Here is a 15,632-nt window from a genome sequence, read left to right as displayed (position 1 = left end):
CTATAGGTTGAGCTATGAGATTTCAAAGGTGTTTGGTGCGCAGCTTAGTCAAGCCCAATCATATTGAATGCGCCCCAGTAGATAGGGTGCGGGAATGCTGTTCGGACTCTTGTTTGGGCTTCGCGAAACGCCTGACGTTTGTTACCGTGGCTGAGCCAACGCTCATAGAAGGTGTCCATCAGAAGTTGGGTGGCTTCATCCGAAACCTTAAAGATGCTCATGAGCAGCGTTTTAGCTCCGGCTACCAACAGGCTGCGTTGTAACCCATAGACTCCTTCACCGACCTGCACATCTCCTAGGCCTGTTTCGCAGGCGCTAAAGACGACCATCTCGGTATTGTCGAGGCGTAGCGTTAGGGCTTCATAGGCCGTGAAGAGGTTGTCTTCTTCATCGGCATCGCTGATATTACCCGAGAGATAGTCGCCGGCGTGTCGCATCAAGATGCCGGAGTGAAGCATAGGGTCGCGGTTCGAAGAGAGTCTTCGATCGCTAGAGGGTACAAAATAGCCGTGGGTGGCGATATGTAGAATCACAGGGCTGTTGAGGTTTTTGAGACTACGTTCGTCGGCTTCTTGGTGTTTGAATATCTGCACATCCCACCCTTTGGCGCGGAGGCGTTGGCTGATTTTATCTACTTCTGTATCAGCGCCGGGGAGTTGTTCGATATAGTTCCGGCGCAAAACGCGGCGTTTTTCAGCCACCTGTCCGGGGTCAAAGCTGTTCCCTAGGGCTGCATAAAAAGTAGGGTTGCCATAGAGCACGGCCTGCGCATTGTCGGGGCGTTTGGTGGTGGTTTGGCGTGGGGCTAGGAGGTCGCGGGTATTGCTGACGAGGGCGATATCAAGCTTATCGAAGAGATAGCGCCCTTCGTCCTCTATCCAGAAGGAAGCAGGTGAAAGTTGGTGGTACACACCATCAGACGACAGGTAAACCCGCTGGATGTTTGTGAGCTTGGCCTGTATGGGTTCCCAGAATTGTTTGTAGGAGATTTTGTCTTCGCGAGCCAGCGACATACTCTTCCGGTAGAAGACAATAAAGCGCTGCTCTAGCTGACTTCCGTGAGGCAACACTACCCATTCGGGGGCGCGTTTGGTATTGGGTGTAACGATAAGCGCTACATAGAGCACCGAGTCGGTAAAGGTGCCATCAAAATGCCGCGTACGGATTAGTTCGATGGCAGCTTCGCCTGTATTGAGGCGGCTCTGTACATCTTGCCAAGTATGTTGGCTGGCTTTCAGGCTTTGCTTGAATACCTCAGAGCTTTCGCTCAGTTCTTTTTCTACTTTCTCGATGGACTGTTGTAAGCCTGCTAGGTCTATCTTAAGTGTATCTTCTTGGTCTTCGCCTATGTGTAGGCTGGCTGCCAAGGTATTTTTCAAGTCAGCCCATTGTTGGTATTTGGCTATTAGTTGCTCATCACCACTGCTGAGGATAGTTTGACGCACCTTGAGCGAAGAGCTGAGCAAGAGGGCCTTGGTCGATAGGGCGTAATTGTACATTGCTGCTATCAGTTCGGGATCGCCGATATTGATGGCCATTGTATTGAAAAACTCAAACTCAGGCTGAATTACACTCCAGTATACGGCTTTCTCGCGCTCGCTCAAACCGGCAAAATAAGTCTGGATAAATCCGAGGTATTGCTGTGTGGTTTGCAGGGCTGTTTTGGCGGCCTGTCGGTGATCGCCACTGAGGAACTGTATTTGTGCGCGCTTAGCTCCGGCTTTCACATAGTTGGGGTGTTGGATACTGAAAGTTTTGCGGAAGGACTTCTGCGCTTGTTTGTATGCCTTATCAGCCTCTTTGAGGTCTTTGAGCTGGAGGTAGGCATCGCCCATCAACATTTCTATTTCCCCAATTTCATTGTTACGTTTACCTAGTTTCTCACGCCAAAGGGTATACGCAGACTCTAAGCCTTGAATGGCATTTTTGGGCTGGTTGTCTGCTAGGTAAATGATGGCTAGCGTTTTCACAATCTTGGCATAGAGTGGGTGTTCGGGGCTGAAATGAGTGTCCATCGTATTTTTCAGGTCGAGCAGCGTTTTTTTCGATTCTGGCAGCGCCTCAGGGTCAGTGTAGAGTTGTGCTAGCGCCAAGCCGGCCTTGGTCTCTATCCTATCGATGTGTAGGCTATCGAGTTTTTGTTCATAAATAGGCAAACTGTGGGATAGATAGCGAACTACCTTGTCGTAGTCGCCAAAGGCTGTAGCCCACCGGCTAATGTAGAAGAGACTGTTGGCTGCTTGAAGGCTTTGGTCTGGGGCTACTTGCTGTCGGATATCCTCGGCACGTCGTAGCAGCTTGTCTGCGTTGTTATAATCTCCTTCGGTGAGGTAGAGCTGGGCAAGAGCTTGGATGGTTGGCATAAGTGCCTTATTATCTGAGCCATAGCTCTGCTCTTGTGCATTGAGTAATTTTGGCAGCAGCGCACGAGCTGTTTTATAGTCACCGGTTTGGGTAGCCAACTGGCCTTCTATCCGCTCGACGGCGTATTTGTTGGAGAGACTCATCGCATCTTTTTTAATGAGGCGTTTGAGGTCTTTGAGGGTGGTGTTGGCTTGAGCATAGTATCCCAACTGGGTGTAGATGGTGGTGCGGATGAGTTGCAATTGTACATAAGCATCAGAGCCTTGACGCTTTTGTTGTTCCATAATCGCGGCAGACTGTTGTAGGGTTTGTACGGCTTGGTTATATTGGCCATATTGCCACTGGCGGTCGGCAAGCTGATTGTAGAGATCTGCTACCTGAGAATCATTCTCACCCAGACGCTTGCGCAGCAGTTCAAGTGCTTGTTGGGTTTGGGAGATGGCGGTTGGGTATTCGCCCTGCCAAGTCTGGTAGCGGGCAGATTGCAGCAACATCTGCCCAAAAACAGGATGTAAGGGTTTTATTTTTTGTTGATAATCTTGCCAACGGCGGTCTTCAAACACAGTCTTAGCGGTATCAATATGGTTGGTATACTGGATATTGAAGTCGCCCCAAGCCATCAAATCCGGTTGAAGGGCAGGCGCATCAGCCCCTAGTTGGGCTACGCGTGTTTGTAAATACATACGCCAAGCTTGAGTAGCTTGAGAGAGATTGTAGAGTTTGTGTGTGTTGAGCTGAGCCATACGCAAGGCAGCTTGTGCCCGCACAGGGTGGTATAGAGGCAACATTCCTTCTCCTGACCGTACCACATTGTTGAGGCTATTTTGGAGAGCCTGCGTAGCATTTTCGGTGATGAGCCATTGGTGGTATGCCTTAGAGCTTTGCAGACGAAACTGGTGTATAGATATTCCGGTGGGGTAGTTGAAGCTGTGTTTTACCCATTTCTCATAACGGTTTTCATATTCGCTCAAGAGCTTGCTCCAAGCGCTAGACCCCTTGCCTGCCATCTCTAGAGCCTTGGCCTCTAGGTACTTATCCATTGCCGAGAGGGTGATATAATGGTAGAACTTATTGGTTTTCAGTGCTGAGGCATATTGTTTCTCAGCGTTTTTATAATCCTCTTGTGCCAAAGCAAGGTCTCCTTTGAGGATAAGATGTGCAGCTTGTTCGGACTTGTCTACGTTCAGTGCAGAGGATTGATTGTTGAGCAATTGCTCAGCAGCAGCAAAATCTCCGGCGAAGATATGCGCCTCTGTGGCCATACGCAAGGCGTATGCGCGGGCGCGTTTGCGGTGTATCAGGTCTGGTTTGCTTACCTTGGCCATCAGGCGCTGGTATTGAAGCGAAGGCTGTTTGACAATGCGCTCCCACTGCTCAAGGGTAACTGCTATGAGACTGTCTTGAGCCTGCCATTCGCCCCGTTGTACGCGCAAGTAGTTACGGAAGCGCCCCAATTCGGCTGCCAATAGTAGGTCATCCGAAAAGTCTTGTTGGATTAGCGCCGCCGCAGTTGTCAGCCAAGCATCAGCCTGAGGGTAGTTGCCGGCTTCGAGGGCGACCTCCGCTGCCTTGAGCAAGGCCTGAATCGTATACCAAGGGCGGTCAAGGCGCGCCTGCTCTCCAAAAGGGGCTAGTCCTTCGTTGAGGCTGCGTGTTACTTCGGGCATCTGCCCCAACGCCTGATAGGCGTAGGCTTTTTGGAGGGATACCCAGCCTATTAGCAGGCTGTCGCCTTTGTATTTTTTATCAATTTTTTTGAGAAGCTTCTCACTCGCTCTGATACTTTTGCTGTATTGACCTTTGTGATACAGTTTTTGAGGTTTTTTGAAAAACTCTTCCCACGTTTGAGCCGATGTGTTGGTTGTGCCCAACATCCAACAACAAAGCAAAAGATACAACAGTATTGGTCTTTTCATTGTAAGGCATTGTTTAAGTAGTATGTTTTTTTGACTTTAGCAATAACGTAGGCTCTTGCGAATTAGTTACAAGCCTATAGATTCTTAAAGTTTAAGCTTTCCTTAATAGTTCATTAAGTGGGTTTTTGAGAAGGAATGCGCAATTTTGTATCAACGCATTTGACTATTGAACTATACATTGTTGGAACAAGTCGTGTGGTTAGGGGTAACCAACACTACAGCAAATTTGACTAACCTACAAAACCAAACCCAATACGTGGCCTCCTCCAAGGGGCTGCGTTTTTTTGTACCTCCCTATACCCACTGCTTTGGCTGTGGGCTTCTGACAATATCGAGCGGGGTAAAGTTGGCGCAAGAAAAAAACCACCCCAATTTTTTGAGGTGGTTTATATTCAGAAGAAAGGGGGGCGTTATCGTTTGATAATTAGTTTTTTGCTAATGGTGCGTTCGCCACCCTCTAAGCGGTAGATATACAGACCGTTGGCGATACCGCTTAGATTCCAAGAGATAGTATGAGTACCTTGGCCAGATACTTTAAATGAGCTGACAAGTGCGCCATTGAGATCATAAATATTGAGCTGACGTGCGCCCTCGGTACGTACTCTAAACGAAACTTGCTCTCCTGTGGCAGGGTTGGGATAAGCCATTACAGTATTGATTGCATCATCGTCGAGGCGGTTTTCGAGCAACACATTGTCGCCAACTACCGCAACACTGCCAACCAAGTTGCGTGTAAAGCTGGGGCTTTTGGCCGATACGTGGAGGGTATAAATGCCCGAAGACAGATTTTCATTCACCAAGGCGCGGTATGTGCCATTACCATTGCGTTGAAATTTCAACACTACGGGGCTGTCTCCCTCTTGGCGATTTCCCTCTAGGTCACCCACACGCAAGAGCGTGCCGCTTACTTGGGCTTCATTGAGCGAAGCTGCGTCTCCGCCGCTCAATTGCAGGGTATAGTGCATGGCCTCGCCCGTCTGATAGACGAGTTTGTGGTCGTTGAGGTCGGAGCGTAGTTCTGCCAACACATCGTTTTGGGTGGTGATAATTGCCAAGAAAGGCTCCGAAGAGCTGATTTCGTAATAGCCTTGTTCGGCAGCGCTCACATTCATCTGCTCGGCTACACCGCCAAAAATATCATCAGTAGCTTGTTTTTCAAAGGCGGTTTGATTGAAAACCGTTCCGCTGGGTGTTTTGAGTTGAATATTGGCGCTCCCTTCGGGTCTGAAAAACTGCAACTCGATTTTGGCACCTGCTTTGGCTACATAAAACTGACGCACACCCTTATCGGCGCTGATGATTTGGTGTTGGCTGCGCAATACAGCGTTGGGGTTGAAGGCTTCGGTGCTTCGGGGGAAGTCTTCGGCTACCATATTGATGGGTGCGGTAGCAAACTGGTTGGAGATATGTTGCCATACGCGTTGCCCTAGGGCTACTTGGAAGTGGTCGTGGCGCATACGAGAATCTCTATCGCCAAAAAGTACCACAGAGTTGGGGCGGCGTGTGCTGCTATACTCTACAACGCCATCATTGGAACCGGAGAGAAACCACGAGGCCGGTACCAAGTACCAAGCGCCTTGGTTATAGCCCCACGCACCAGCGCTGCGCAAATCTACACGAGGGTTGTTGGGGTGATTGTCTGTAATGCTGCGGACATAGTTCATGTAGCTTGTCTGTAGTACATAGGTCGCATCGTTACGCTGCCCAAAGATATAGGACAAAAACCAAGTCCAACCACTTTGGGCAATATCGGCCAAAGGAGAACCAAAAAACGGAGAGCCAAGCGTAACCACACGGCTAACACGATTCCACGCACCATAGTGTACCAAGGCGGCTTCTATGTCGAGGCCGCCCTTGCTATGCCCCACCAAGACCACACGGCTCACCCCATAGTGAGTTGTGATGGTATTGAGCATATTGGCCAACAACTGGCCGTTGTGCCACATTGTCTTGTCTGGCCCCAAAGACACAAACGCCGTACGATAACCTGCATTGAGGGCTAGGGTGTACATCTGGTTGTCGTTCCACCAAGTAGAGGCGCTGCCTGTATAGCCGTGTACAAATACAAGTACTGGTCGGTTGCTGCTGTTGGCAGGCACAGCCCCATAGTAAATCGTCCCCTCGTCGTTAGCGCCGCCGCCACTGCTGATATGGGCTTCGGCTATCGGGGTTTGTAGCTCGCTAAGTTCTTGAGCGGATAAGGGCGCACTAACGAGTAAGCATACCCATAGAAGGGCTGCTAAAGGCAGGTAGTTTTTGAGTACCATAAGCGTAAGAGTGAGATTTGTATAAAAAAGGGTTAAGTGTGTTGTGATTGCCCAATGATGTAATTGAACAATATAAGGCAAATATAAAACCTTTTTGAGATAGTCAGCGTGCATACTAATAAAAAATTTCGAAATAATTGAAAAAATAACATTATTATGCTAGTTTTTAATTTTTTTACCAACTAATATTAATGTTTACGTAATATGCTCGAAGGAGATATTTTATGCTTAAATATTTGTATCTTTTTAAGGTAGTTGCCAAATACCAGCTTATCAGGGTCGTTGCTCGCAAAGGTGTCAACAGGATGAAGGAAATGCACCCAAAGCAAGGACTTACACCAAAACAGTGCGTGAATAACTACTCAACGAGGGCTTTAATATTGAATAAATATAGATAAAACAGATAAATGATATGATTTTTCTAATAAAATCAACAGGCCTTCTGCAATTTATACCAAGATTTGCTGGAATTGGTTGTACTGATGTTCAAGGGTTTCCAGCGCCGACATTTTCCAGACTATTTTTTAGGATAGGTAAACGCTGAACACATCATATGCTCTGACAGTGAGTTTTGGGGATGGATGTTTTAAAAATCACCGAATATCAACACGCCACTGGACATTTTGGAAAAGTAGCTCGAAGCGCCAGCTCCGAGACAAGCTGAGGCCTCATTTTGGGAGGGGCAATGAGACTTAGCTCACAGTTTTAATTGTGGGATTTGGAAAATGTCCAGTGGTATGCTAGGCGAACATATTTCCCAATTTTGGTTGGGTAGAAGTCCTTAATGGCCACCGTGTGCTCGGGCAGGGCTTGGGGAGGGGTGGGTCAAGCAATAAGGAGGGAGCGTAAAATGAGCAGGGGGGAACCAGGTTTTTTCGGGGTACTCCTCATAGCTAAAATAGTCGGCTAGAGCCAAGCTAGTGCCCCCTTGTGCAATGTTAGAAGCCGACTCCATAAAGGTAATCGGTCGACTATGCGTGCCGTCAGAGTTGGGGAAAGGACTATACCAAGCCCATAGATAGCGCCCTTGGGGGTATTCTTTGGTAGGAGGGAAGAGAGCCGAGAAAACCATCACCGTGTGCTTGGGACAAAATTTGGGGGTATTGAAGAGGGTAAGGTGTATTTTCCCCCTTACTGCCGGAATACTGGGCCAGTGAGGGGGCTGTAGCCCCAATCCCAAGCTCCAACACCGAGTAGGCACTTCGTCGTCAACAGTATCAAGATTAAAGATAAAGCCCTCGCCGGCCAAATCAGGAATGTGGGAGGCATCAGGAGGAGTAATGCCATAAAGTGCCGCTACTTGTGTACCAAATCCAGCTTGAGGGTTGTATTCATATGACATCACCGTATGTTGTGCACGGTCTGTATAGATTTCGTAAATAAGATTAGGCTTCCATTGGTAGAGCACCAATGTGGGGAGGGGCATACTTCTGACATCGACAGGGGTCATCAGGGTTGTCATCGCAAAACACTCTTGCCATTGAGGGAGCTTATACTCATTGGGATTGCCCACTACCAAGCCCTCGATAGCCGCCGGCAGCCAATGGTCGAGCGTAGGGTTTTCGGCAGCAGCAAAATTGGCAAAATAAGTAAACGAAAAATTCTGAAAAAGAGGAAGCTGCCTTGGGTCGCCTGTTTGCGGGCTGGGAGGAGGGTTGCCAAACATCATTCTGAAGGGCAGCTGGGTCGTATGCTCAAACCATATCCAAGTAGCAGCCTCTGCGTCGCCAGAGGGCTGCTTCCACCAGTCAACCAAGGGCTCCTCCATCCAATTGAGATAACCCGTCTGAAAGTATTGGGCGCTGGGCTCCAACCATTCGGTAGAGGGCAGCGTCCATTCAAGATGTATTTCCTGCCAAGACATCCCCTGATCTCGCGACAAAAGCGTCCGATCCTGATATACCTTATACCACCAGGTACCATACTCCAGCCCTGTGAGCTGGATGGAGAGTATCTGCTCTTTTATAAAAGCAATATTGGCAATACAGAGCTGGAAAAACGGAGTGTCTTCTATAGCTCCCTCTACCAAGGGAGGGCTAAAAGGGTGTAACAGAGCCGTGCAAACCCATTTTTCGGGTAGGCTAGGGCGTGTTGTTGGAGGGGTTTGGTGAAGCCTTGGCGCTGGTAAACCGGCGAAACCTCGGTAAGCAAGTGTTTTCATAAGTATAAGGTTTTGTTGGTATCTAATTTAGGTTTTTGTAGAAAGCAAAACCTCTTTGTGTAAGATATTTTAACAAAACGTAAGCTCATATTGCGAAAGCCTAAAGCAACACACCTAGCCCAATAGTGTGAAATGCTACTTTGCGACAACCTAACCCCCTAGGCTAGCGGGCGGTATAGAGGATTATCGGCAGAAACCTTTGCAAAAACAGAATAGTTGCCGTAGCTTAGTGTCATCAAAATCATACGTAGACCAAATGTCAACTAAAACCAAAAAAACTATGAGTAATCAAGAAGGAAACGGCAGCGGACGTGTTTTGTGGGGCTTTTTGGCGGGCTTTTTTGCCGGCGTAACGGCAGGCGTGTTGTTGGCTTCTGACGAACGCAAGGCGCTCATCCGTGAAAAAGTAACAGACTTAGGCAACACACTGTCGCAAGAGCTGAACAAAAATCTAGACAAAATCAATGAGTCGCTTCGCCAACAAATAGACCACAACACCGCAGCGTCTGCCCAAGACCAAAACAACAACCAAGAGCAGGCTTAGCCCATTAGTACCTTTTCCCTGACACCCACACCCGTAAGGGTGTTTCTCGTTTTGTGATATGCTATACTATCTGTTTGATTTTTTGGACAAACAAACCTCACTGCCCGGTGCGGGAGTTTTCAAATACATTTCTTTTCGGGCATTTTCTGCTACCTTGCTTTCCCTCCTGATAGGAGCCATCTTTGGCCGGCAGCTAATCAATTTGCTCAAACGCTTCCAAGTGCGTGAGAAAAGCCGCGAGCTAGGCCTACCCGGAGAAGATATCAAGCAAGGCACACCTACTATGGGCGGGCTCATCATCATCTTATCGGTGATTTTGCCCACCTTGTTATTTGCCAAACTCGACAATGTGTACATTGTCTTGTTAATCATCACAACCCTTTGGCTGGGAACAATTGGCTTTTTGGATGATTATACCAAGCTGATTCAAAAAAAATCAAACTGGCTCGTTGGCGATCGAGGTATCAAAGGGAAGTTTAAGGTAGCTGGACAGATAGGCATCGGCCTAATTGTAGGGCTGACACTCTACTTCAACGACGGAGTACTTGTACGGCAATACCAAAACCCCAATACCGGCGCTTATAACAGCTCAGTGGTGGCCGATCGTTACGAAGACCTCAAGTCGACGGTTACGACCATCCCCTTTTTTAAGAATAACGAACTGAACTACCACGACCTGTTTTTTTTCGTACCCGATAGCCTGATGTGGCTCTTTTATGTGCTGATTGTGATTTTCATCATCACCGCAGTCTCCAATGGAGCCAACATCACCGACGGCATCGATGGGCTGGCAGCGGGCAGCTCGGCCATCATCGGCACCACACTGGGAATCTTTGCCTATGTATCCGGCAATACCGTTTTTGCTAGTTACCTCAATATTATGTACCTGCCCAATATGGGCGAGCTGGTCATCTTCTGCGCCGCCTTTACAGGGGCTTGTGTGGGCTTTTTATGGTATAATTCGTACCCTGCACAGGTATTTATGGGCGATACCGGCAGCTTGGCCTTGGGTGGGGTAATCGCTGTTTTGGCACTCTCGATGCGCAAAGAATTGCTGATTCCGATATTGTGTGGGATATTTTTGGTCGAAAACCTATCGGTCATCCTGCAAGTAGGGTATTTCAAATATACCAAACGCAAATATGGAGAAGGTCGGCGAATCTTCCGAATGGCTCCCCTGCACCACCATTACCAAAAAGGAGGGTATCACGAAGCCAAAATCGTTACCCGCTTCTGGATTATCGGCATTATGCTGGCAATCTTGACACTTATCACCCTCAAACTGCGATAGATACGGCGCAATTGTGCGCTTTTTTGTCCCAAAGGCATAACCTAGATACAGATACTAACGTATATGCAAAAGACTTTCGCATATTGCCTCACCAAGCAGCCGAATGTAACAACACAATCAACTTGTTTCTAAAAAATATGAAAACAACCTTTTATCTCAGCCTCCTTACTCTTACAATGCTGTGGATCAGCGGCTGTAATCCTACTCCCAAAATCACCCGTATAGACCCCAACGAGGTAACCGACCTCAGCGGTCGCTGGAATGACACAGACTCCCGCTTAGTGGCTGAAGAAATGACCCGCAGCTCGCTCGAAGAGTCTTGGCTGCGTCGCTTCCGTGAGAAAAACGACCGCCGTCCGGTAGTAATCGTAGGCATGATTCTCAACAAAAGCCACGAACATATCGATGCCGATACCTATATCAAAGATATGGAGCGTGAGTATATCAAATCTGGATTGGTAAGGGTAGTTACCAACGATGTGTTTCGTCAAAAGCTCCGCGATGAGCGCGCCGACCAGCAGGACTTTGCTGACCCTAGCACGCAGAAAAAGTTTGGCAAAGAACTAGGAGCAGACTTTATGGTCTTTGGTAATATCAGCTCTATTGTAGATGGTGCAGGCCGCAACCGTGTGATTTTCTATCAAGTAAACCTTGAGCTGGCCGATATCGAAACCAATGAATTGGTCTGGATTGGCGACAAGAAAATCAAGAAAATGGTGCGCAACTAATCTTATTGCCCCATAATATTGACATCCCTTGATGGAGGCATCTTCACACCCACGCTCTGGGGGGCTGGAGATGCCTCTTCAAATTCAAGCTTCACACAAGACCACAGGCTGCTCTCCCTCTTACATTGAACACACACACCGATAGGTAACTAATCCCCTCTACCAAAACAATGAAATTCAAATCATTACATCAATACCTAATACCCTTGGTGCTCTTGGCTTCCTTGTCAAGCTGTGCAACCTATTATCAGAAAAATATTGTGTTCTACAAACACTTCGAGTCTGGCAACTTTAAGGCTGCGGCTCACGATATGAAAAGCAATAAACGAGGCCCTACCGGGCGCGACCGATTGCTCTACAATCTCAATCTCGGGAGTGTGAAGGCTGTAATGGGTGATTATGACTTGAGCAACCGTTATTTTGAAGAGGCATACCGTATTTCGGATGATTATGTCAAAGACCCCGGGCGTGAAATCCTTTCCTACCTCATCAACCCTACCGTAACGGTATACCGTGGCGAAGACCACGAGCTGCTCCTGTTACACTACTACAAAGCGCTTAATTTCCTCAAAATGGGGCAACCCGAAGCGGCGTTGGTAGAGTGCCGTAGGCTAATCAACCGTAGCAACCAAATTGCCGACAAATACAAAGAACAAAGCAAGAAATACAAACGGGATGCCTTTGCACATATGTTTATGGGCTTTTTGTTTGAGGCCAATGGTCAAACGAATGATGCCTTTATTGCTTATCGTAATGCGGTCGAAATTTATGAGACAGACTACGCCGACTTATTTGATATGCAAGTACCTAATCAGCTCAAACGCGACCTTATCCGTACGGCCTATACCCTTGGGCTAGAAAGCGAAGCCATGCAATACGAAGAGAAATTTGGTATCCAACACCGTAACAACAACAACAAAGGCAATGGTGAGCTGGTCTTTCTGTGGCACAATGGCCTCAGCCCCATCAAATCAGAATGGACAATAGGCTTTAATGTCAACCAACGCGGCGACCAAAACTTTGTCATTAGCAACTCAGAGATGAATCTCAGCTACAGCTTCAATAATCTCAGCAGTAGCGATGCAGCCAACCTCGCCAGCCTCTCAACCTTTCGTATTGCTTTCCCTAAGTATGTCGAGCGTAAACCCTACTTCGAAAAAGCAGCCATAGAGTATAATGGCAAACTGTACCCTATGGAACTAGGGCAAGACATCAATAAAGTAGCTTTTCAGGTCCTCAAACAACGGATGTTGGCCGAAATCGGAAGTGCAATCTTGCGTGTAGCCATCAAAAAAGGAGCCGAAGAGCTGCTCAAGGCAACCAATACCGATGAGGGTAAAGCAGCAGGGATGTTGCTTGGAGTATTCAATGCCGTCACCGAACAGGCCGACACCCGTGCTTGGCAAATCACTCCTCATGACATCCAGTTTGTTCGCATCCCTATGCCCGAAGGCGAACACGAAGTCGTGTTGCACACCTACTCTCGACACGGCGATCGGAACTACCCACTAAAGGTGCGCATCGAACGTGGGCAGATGCGTTTCCAGTCTTTTCATTCCTTGCAGGTATCACCGCTTTTCCGAAATCCCTATGGACGCTAATAAGGGCAACATGCCACTGGACATTTTTGACTCTCGTTGTTGTGCGTAATTTACCCCCTTGTTATGGAAACACCCACAGTATCAAGCCGTGGGTTAAATCGTACCTAAATTTACGGAAGAGCCAGATAACCTACAAGCGCTACGGCGAGCATTTTTAGCGATATAACAGCCAAAAAGCAGCGTTTTGGTGTTGATGAAGAGAATTTTAAACAAGCTCTAAAGAGGGTAAAGGGTGATGTATGTATTCCAGATACACCACTGAGTATTTTTGGAAAAGTAGTTCGGAGCCCCAACTCTGAGCTAAGCTGATGCCTCATTTTTGGGGTACAATGAGACTTGTGGGATTTAAAAAATGTCAAAGGATTTGTGGATATTTTCAAAAAGACCCCAATAAAATATGGTATTGTCATTCCGAACGTAGTGAGGAATTTCATTTTTTGCTCACCAATCAACATTTATAAGCAAGATTTCTCGATTCGCTCAAAATGACAAAGCGAAAGCAATATAAAATTTGAGGCTGCCCTTTTCGGATAGCCTCTGTTTTCTATGGGGGAGGGGTTTTAGCTTTTGAGGCGCGCTAAAAAGTCCTTAGCCAATTCTTTGGCGTGTTCCAAGGTATCTACTTTTTGAGTATATAGTCCAGTGGTTTGTTGTACGTTTTCATACATAAAATCTACTGATATTTGCCCGGTCAGATCTTCGGCATCGAGTACCAGCTCTGCGACCAAGCCTAGGTCAGAGACCTTCGGAAACCACACATCTTCAAGCCACTGATTGGTTTCGATAGGTACAACATCGAGGTAGCGGTAGTCCGTAATCATTACTTTGATTTGATGCTTGGCGATATAGTCAAATGGAAAAGTAAGGGCGCGCATCGCCTCTGCGTCCGAAAGCTCCCAGAAGCCTTTCCAGTAGCCAAACATCACTTGGGGTAACTCAGGGCTGAGGTTATACAGCTCTGCGTAAGGGTTTTCAAATATTTTTTGCATGTGCTATAATGTGATTGGTGGTGAGATGATGCCAAATGAAAGCGCACTTGAGCAGCGGATAGGCTGCTTTTATGTCCAATATTTGGAGTTGTGCAGCCCTAGGCTATTTTGCTCTGAAAGTACCTAGTGGGTGATAGTTCTTATACGGCGCTTGAGAGAAGCGGGTTGTGAATAATAATTATACCCAATCAGAATTTATTTGGGAAATTCGTGTGCTGAAAACCCTTGAGCATCACAAAAATCAAACCCTGTGAGGCTTGATATACAAAATAGGTATTTGGGTCGGGGAGGGAGGGGTGTTTGGCCAAAACCGAAAGCTGTCTTAACTTTGGGGATAATCATCTGCCAAAAAATAGGGAATGGACGCACTCAAAAACCTTATCAACGAGGTGCATCACCATCGCGCAAAAGTCAGCTTTTTACTTTCTTGACAGGAGCCGGAGTTTCTGCTGCAAGCGGTATTCCTACTTATAGAGGTACTGACGGAATTTGGGTAAAGGGTACAAAATTTGATAAGCCGGAAGAGTTTGGGACTTTTGAGTACTTCAAAGAGCAGCCTGAGTAGGTTTGGTACTTCGGGGGCTACGATGTTGTCGATGGCCATTGCCGAAACCGCACTTAAGTATGGGGCTACTATGGTGGATATCAATATGGAGGACAATTGGTTTATGAGGATGTTTAGAGAGAAAGCCAATAAAATCATTATCCGACAAACTGCCACAGAGACGCTGAAGACCACCAAAGCCTGTGTGTTAAATGCTAATTCATTATACCATAACTAGTTTTACTATGAGCCTTTATATCCCTACTACCCCCGAACATTGGCAAGGGCGCTACGATGGAGATGCGCCTGACCTGAAACGCTGGCATCAACACCTTCGGTATATGAATCTTGAGCATCCGGGCTTGGCTCCAGCCAATAAGGGCGCTGTAGCTATTTTGGGTTTTGCTTGTGATGAGGGAGTGCGCCGCAATCAGGGGAGGATCGGAGCTGCCCAAGGGCCTGCTGCATTGCGGGCTGCCTGTGCTAGTTTTCCCATACACGAGGCTTGCCCCGAGCTATGGGATGTCGGCACTGTACACTGTCCTGACCAAGATTTGGAACAAGCACAGGCTAGTTTGGGGCAGTGTGTCACACAACTGCTTGCGCTCGGATACCGCCCTTTGTTGTTTGGCGGTGGGCACGAAATCACCTATGGACACTATCTGGGGCTGCGGCAGGCTTACCCCAGGGCCCGCATCGGGATTGTTAATTTTGATGCACATTTTGATATCCGCCCCGTAGACCCTGCCGTAGGCCCTAGCTCGGGGACGGGCTTTTGGCAAATCACTCAGGCCGATTCGCTGGTCAGCTGCCTGACGCTCGGCATCCAGCCCCATAGCAATACAGCCCAGCTTTTTGCATTGGCCAAGGCCGCAGGCCTGCAGTACCATACCGGAGCGGAGTTTAATTATGAAGACCGGCCTACACTCTTAAAACACCTCCGTACGTGGGAGCGTGACGTAGACCTTATTTATGTTACGATTTGTATGGACGTGTTTGCGGCGGCTTTTGCCCCCGGGGTTAGCGCGCCGGCCAATATCGGCATCTTGCCCGACAAGGTTTTCCGCGATTGCTTGCAGCTACTCCTACAAAGCCCAAAATGTATGACAATGGATATTGCCGAGCTTAACCCCAGCCTCGATATCGACCGTCATACAGCGCGCCTAGCTGCCGCTTGGGCCTATGCGTATGTATACCGAAAACTCTGACAAAATGCCCTACAGGTAT

General features: G+C 47.8%; 11 protein-coding genes. 7 read left to right on the top strand and 4 right to left on the bottom strand.

Annotated elements, in window-relative coordinates; translation table 11 throughout:
* Positions 1 to 44: 44 nt before the first annotated feature.
* The 3 genes from G499_RS21085 to G499_RS0108530 all read right to left on the bottom strand — a co-directional run bounded on the left by G499_RS21085 (position 45) and on the right by G499_RS0108530 (position 8,708).
* Entirely contained in the window at positions 45 to 4,280 is a 4,236-nt protein-coding gene (locus tag G499_RS21085; RefSeq protein WP_081413719.1) for a CHAT domain-containing protein, read from the bottom strand.
* 410 nt (positions 4,281 to 4,690) lie between these two features.
* Positions 4,691 to 6,547: an alpha/beta fold hydrolase gene (locus G499_RS21080; RefSeq protein WP_026999597.1), complete on the bottom strand. Its 1,857-nt coding sequence runs from the start codon at positions 6,545 to 6,547 to the stop codon at positions 4,691 to 4,693.
* 781 nt (positions 6,548 to 7,328) lie between these two features.
* Complete coding sequence (locus tag G499_RS0108530) at positions 7,329 to 8,708, bottom strand: hypothetical protein (protein ID WP_026999596.1); 1,380 nt, start codon at positions 8,706 to 8,708, stop codon at positions 7,329 to 7,331.
* Between the two features lie 280 nt (positions 8,709 to 8,988).
* Here G499_RS0108530 and G499_RS22005 point away from each other — a divergent pair, with 280 nt between their 5' ends.
* From G499_RS22005 to G499_RS0108510, 4 genes are all read left to right on the top strand, one after another.
* Positions 8,989 to 9,252 (top strand): YtxH domain-containing protein, encoded by a 264-nt coding sequence (locus G499_RS22005; protein WP_026999595.1) that lies wholly within the window; start codon positions 8,989 to 8,991, stop codon positions 9,250 to 9,252.
* 58 nt (positions 9,253 to 9,310) lie between these two features.
* Positions 9,311 to 10,543 (top strand): phospho-N-acetylmuramoyl-pentapeptide-transferase, encoded by a 1,233-nt coding sequence (mraY, locus tag G499_RS0108520; protein WP_026999594.1) that lies wholly within the window; start codon positions 9,311 to 9,313, stop codon positions 10,541 to 10,543.
* A gap of 137 nt (positions 10,544 to 10,680) precedes the next feature.
* Positions 10,681 to 11,271 (top strand): penicillin-binding protein activator LpoB, encoded by a 591-nt coding sequence (locus G499_RS0108515; protein ID WP_026999593.1) that lies wholly within the window; start codon positions 10,681 to 10,683, stop codon positions 11,269 to 11,271.
* Positions 11,272 to 11,441: 170 nt separating this feature from the next.
* Positions 11,442 to 12,872: a COG3014 family protein gene (locus G499_RS0108510; RefSeq protein ID WP_026999592.1), complete on the top strand. Its 1,431-nt coding sequence runs from the start codon at positions 11,442 to 11,444 to the stop codon at positions 12,870 to 12,872.
* A 560-nt stretch (positions 12,873 to 13,432) separates the two neighbouring features.
* On the opposite strand, the gene G499_RS0108505 is transcribed toward G499_RS0108510, so the two are convergent.
* Complete coding sequence (locus G499_RS0108505) at positions 13,433 to 13,861, bottom strand: hypothetical protein (protein ID WP_026999591.1); 429 nt, start codon at positions 13,859 to 13,861, stop codon at positions 13,433 to 13,435.
* Between the two features lie 250 nt (positions 13,862 to 14,111).
* On the opposite strand from G499_RS0108505, the gene G499_RS22520 reads away from it, so the two are divergent.
* From G499_RS22520 to hutG, 3 genes are read left to right on the top strand one after another with little or no spacing between them, the layout of a single operon-like run.
* The gene (locus G499_RS22520; RefSeq protein ID WP_026999590.1) at positions 14,112 to 14,426 is read left to right on the top strand and encodes a Sir2 family NAD-dependent protein deacetylase; all 315 of its coding nucleotides are present in this window, start codon (positions 14,112 to 14,114) and stop codon (positions 14,424 to 14,426) included.
* Positions 14,398 to 14,643: a hypothetical protein gene (locus G499_RS22080; protein ID WP_169721315.1), complete on the top strand. Its 246-nt coding sequence runs from the start codon at positions 14,398 to 14,400 to the stop codon at positions 14,641 to 14,643. The genes G499_RS22520 and G499_RS22080 overlap by 29 nt, the downstream gene beginning before the upstream one ends.
* A 7-nt stretch (positions 14,644 to 14,650) precedes the next feature.
* Positions 14,651 to 15,613 (top strand): formimidoylglutamase, encoded by a 963-nt coding sequence (hutG, locus tag G499_RS19275; RefSeq protein ID WP_035726948.1) that lies wholly within the window; start codon positions 14,651 to 14,653, stop codon positions 15,611 to 15,613.
* Positions 15,614 to 15,632: the final 19 nt, after the last annotated feature.

Origin of the sequence: Eisenibacter elegans DSM 3317, from assembly GCF_000430505.1 — a bacterium.
Taxonomy (GTDB): domain Bacteria; phylum Bacteroidota; class Bacteroidia; order Cytophagales; family Microscillaceae; genus Eisenibacter; species Eisenibacter elegans.
This window is presented reverse-complemented; position numbering and strand designations above follow the sequence as displayed.